The sequence below is a fragment of the Burkholderia sp. LMG 13014 genome, from assembly GCF_905232215.1.
GTDB lineage: Bacteria > Pseudomonadota > Gammaproteobacteria > Burkholderiales > Burkholderiaceae > Burkholderia.
Genome location: NZ_CAJNKE010000518.1, coordinates 1 through 4,138, shown reverse-complemented (window position 1 = coordinate 4,138; position 4,138 = coordinate 1). Strand labels below are relative to the sequence as shown.

The 4,138-nt window shown below is 66.3% G+C and carries 3 protein-coding genes; all 3 read left to right on the top strand.

Going from position 1 to position 4,138, the window contains the following annotated elements; translation table 11 throughout:
* The first annotated feature begins 120 nt into the window (after positions 1-120).
* Positions 121-1,221: an ABC transporter substrate-binding protein gene (locus JYJ84_RS30020; protein ID WP_122946888.1), complete on the top strand. Its 1,101-nt coding sequence runs from the start codon at positions 121-123 to the stop codon at positions 1,219-1,221.
* Between the two features lie 108 nt (positions 1,222-1,329).
* Positions 1,330-3,102, top strand: coding sequence for an iron ABC transporter permease (locus JYJ84_RS30015; RefSeq protein WP_174956399.1), 1,773 nt, complete (start codon positions 1,330-1,332; stop codon positions 3,100-3,102).
* On the top strand, positions 3,095-4,138 hold a 1,044-nt coding region (locus JYJ84_RS30010; RefSeq protein ID WP_205189854.1), incomplete at its 3' end, for an ABC transporter ATP-binding protein. The genes JYJ84_RS30015 and JYJ84_RS30010, both read left to right, overlap by 8 nt.

The following is a 4,138-nucleotide window of genomic DNA, read 5'->3' as shown; positions in this document are numbered from 1 at the left end:
CCTCGGGAAATCCATGACACAAACGACGCGATTGTGAACCGAAATGAAAGCAGGCTGAAAGTGCGCCGCAATTAACATCCGCTCCACTCGAACAACACCTAGACGTAACTGGAGGAAGACATGCCGTTTGCACCGAAGCACCTCGCCGCCGCGCTGGCGGTCGTTCTGGGCACTGCCGCCGGCAGCGCCGCCGCGCAGGTTCCGGCCGGGTATCCGGGGAATTACCAGGGCGTGATCGACGCCGCGAAGAAGGAAGGCAAGCTGATCGTCTACTCGACGACCGACACGGGCCTCGTGCGCCCGCTGATCAAGGACTTCGAAAGCCTGTACGGCGTGAAGGTCGAGTACAACGACATGAACAGCACCGAGCTGTACAACCGCTACATCAGCGAGAACGCGGCGAGCAGCACCAGCGCCGACGTGCTGTGGAGCTCGGCGATGGATCTGCAGGTGAAGCTCGTCAACGACGGCCTGATGGCCCCGTACGACTCGCCCGAAAGCGCGAACGTGCCGCAGTGGGCGCAATACCAGAAGCTGGCGTACGGCACGACGTTCGAGCCTCTCGCGATCGTCTACAACAAGCGCCTGATTCCCGAGAACGAAGTGCCGAAGACGCGCGCCGACCTGATCAAGCTGCTGACCACGCAGGCCGACAAGTTCAAGGGCAAGGTCACGACCTACGACATCGAGAAATCGGGCGTCGGCTTCAACTACCTGACGCAGGACGCGCACGTGAACGAGAAGGTCACGTGGGAGCTCGTGAAGGCGATCGGCGCGACCGGCCCGAAGCTGCAGTCGAGCACGGGCGCGATGATGGAGCGGATCTCGTCGGGCGAGAACCTGATCGGCTACAACATCATCGGTTCGTATGCGTATGCGAAGGCGAAGAAGGACAAGTCGATCGGCTACGTGTTTCCGAAGGACTACACGCAGGTCGTGAGCCGTCTCGCCACGATCTCGAAGAAGGCGAAGAACCCGAACGCCGCGAAGCTGTGGGTCGACTACCTGCTGTCCAAGCGCGGCCAGACGCTGATCGCCAACCAGGCGAACCTGTACGCGATCCGTGCGGACGTGACCGGCGAAACGTCGGCCGCGAGCCTCACGAAGGAACTCGGCGATTCGCTGAAGCCGATCCAGATCGGCACCGGCCTGCTCGTCTATCTCGACCAGTCGAAGCGCCTCGCTTTCCTGAAGCAATGGCAGCAGGCGATCAAGCGCTGATCGGCTGATCCGCTGACTGCCGGCCGCCCGCCGCACACGGCGCGGGCGGCCCCTTCCCCTTACCGACTTCCTTGAGGCGGCCATCCGGATGGCCGCAGGGGCGAACTCATGCTTTCAACCAGCACCCGCGGAACGGCACCGGCCGTTCCACCCACTACCGGCCCGCGCGACGCGATTCCCGCGCTGCCGGTCAACAGCCTGCGGCCGCTCGCCGGCATGCTGCGCTGGATCGTCGTCGCGGTGCTGACCGTCGCGGTCGCACTGCCGCTCGGCTTCATCCTGTTCCAGAGCCTGCTGTCCGCGCCGTTCTTCGATGCGAACAAGACGCTCGGCATCGAAGGCTTCCGCTTCATCTTCAGCGATCCCGACTTCTGGTCGGCCGTGAAGAACTCGTTCATCATCGCCGGCGGGATGCTGTTCATCTCGATCCCGCTCGGCGGCATCCTCGCGTTCCTGATGGTGCGCACCGACCTGCCCGGCCGCCGCTGGCTCGAACCGCTGCTGCTCACGCCCGTGTTCGTGTCGCCGATGGTGCTCGCGTTCGGCTACGTGGTCGCGGCCGGTCCGGTCGGCTTCTACTCGGTGTGGTTCAAGGAACTGTTCGGGGTGCAAAGCGTGCCCTGGAACGTGTACTCGATCTTCGCGATCACGGTGATCGTCGGCCTCACGCACGTGCCGCACGTGTACCTGTACTCGTCGGCCGCGCTGCGCAACCTCGGCTCGGACGTCGAGGAAGCCGCCCGCGTGACGGGCGCCCGCCCGTTCCGTGTCGCACTCGACGTGAGCCTGCCGATGACGATGCCCGCGCTGCTGTTCGCCGGCGTGCTCGTGTTCTTCCTCGGCTTCGAGGTGTTCGGGCTGCCGCTCGTGCTCGGCGATCCGGAAGGCCACCTCGTGCTCGCGACCTACCTGTACAAGCTGACCAACAAGCTCGGCGTGCCGTCGTATCACCTGATGGCCGCGGTCGCGGTGTGCATCGTCGCGATCACGTTCCCGCTCGTGCTGCTGCAGCGCCGCCTGCTGAAGACGGCCAACCGCTTCGTCACCGTGAAAGGCAAGGCCGGCCGCGCGACCGTGCTGCCGCTCGGCGTATGGCGCTGGGTCGCGCTCGCGATCGTCGCGCTGTGGCTGATGCTGACCGTGATCGTGCCGATCTCGGGCATCGTGCTGCGCGCGTTCGTGACCAACTGGGGCGAAGGCGTCGCGCTCGCCGAGGTGCTCACGCTGTCGAACTTCATCGAACTGTTCGAGCAGGACAACCTGGTGCGCGCGATCGTCAATACGCTCGGCATCGGCGTGATCGGCGGCGCGCTCGCGATCGGCTTCTACTCGCTCGTCGCGTTCGCCGGCCACCGCCGCCCCGACTGGGCCACCAAGCTGCTCGACTACCTCGTGCTGCTGCCGCGCGCGGTGCCCGGCCTGCTCGCCGGTCTCGCGTTCCTGTGGATCTTCCTGTTCGTCCCCGGCCTGCGCGAGCTGAAGAACTCGATGTGGAGCATCTGGATCGCGTACACGGTCGTGTGGCTCGCGTACGGGATGCGGCTCATCCAGAGCGCGCTGCTGCAGGTCGGCCCCGAGCTCGAGGAAGCCGGCCGCAGCGTCGGCGCGACGCGCAGCCGCGTATCGCTCGACGTGACGCTACCGCTCGTGCGCTTCGGCCTGCTCGCCGCGTGGCTCCTGATCTTCATGATCTTCGAGCGTGAATACTCGACGGCCGTCTATCTGCTGTCACCCGGCACCGAAGTGATCGGCGCGCTGCTCGTGTCGCTGTGGGCGACCGGCGCCGTCGACCAGGTCGCCGCGCTCTCTGTCATCAACATTGCGATGGTCGGCGCCGGTCTCGGCGTGGCCCTGCGTTTCGGAGTGAAACTTCATGGATAAGCTCATCGTCGACGATCTGCACCTCAGCTACGGCACCAATCCGATCCTCAAGGGTGTGTCGTTCGAACTGAAGGCCGGCGAAGTCGTGTGCCTGCTCGGCGCATCGGGCAGCGGCAAGACCACGCTGCTGCGCGCGGTGGCCGGCCTCGAACAGCCATCCGACGGCCGCATCCAGCTCGACGACCGCGTGTTCTTCGACGGCGCGCAGCGCGTCGACCTGCCCGTCGAGCAGCGCTCGCTCGGCCTCGTGTTCCAGTCTTACGCACTGTGGCCGCACCGCACCGTCGCCGACAACGTCGGCTACGGGCTGAAGCTGCGCCGCGTAGCTCCTGCCGAACAGAAGCGCCGCGTGCAAACCGCGCTCGACCAGCTCGGCCTCGGTCATCTCGCTGAGCGCTATCCGCATCAACTGTCGGGTGGCCAGCAGCAACGCGTCGCGATCGCGCGGGCGCTCGTCTACAACCCGCCGGTGATCCTGCTCGATGAGCCGCTGTCGAACCTCGACGCGAAGCTGCGCGAAGAAGCGCGTGCGTGGCTGCGCGAGCTGATCGTGTCGCTCGGGCTGTCGGCCCTGTGCGTGACGCACGACCAGACCGAGGCGATGGCGATGTCCGACCGCATCCTGCTGCTGCGCAATGGCCGCATCGAGCAGGAAGGCACGCCGGCCGAGCTGTACGGTGCGCCGCGTTCGCTGTACACGGCCGAGTTCATGGGCAGCAACAACCGGATCGATGCGCGCGTCGCGGCGATCGACGGCGAATGCGTGACGCTCGCGGGCGACGGCTGGGAAATCCGCGCGCTTGCACGCGACACGCTCGCGCCGGGCCAGGACGCGCAGGCCGTGATCCGCCTCGAACGCGTGCAGGTCGCCGACGGCCCGGGCGCGAACCGGCTGCAGGCCGACCTCGTCACGTCGATGTATCTCGGCGACCGCTGGGAATACCTGTTCCATTGCGGCGACATGCGCCTGCGCGCGTTCGGCCACGTGCCGCGCGCAGCGGGCAAGCACTGGATCGAATTCCCGACCAACGACTGC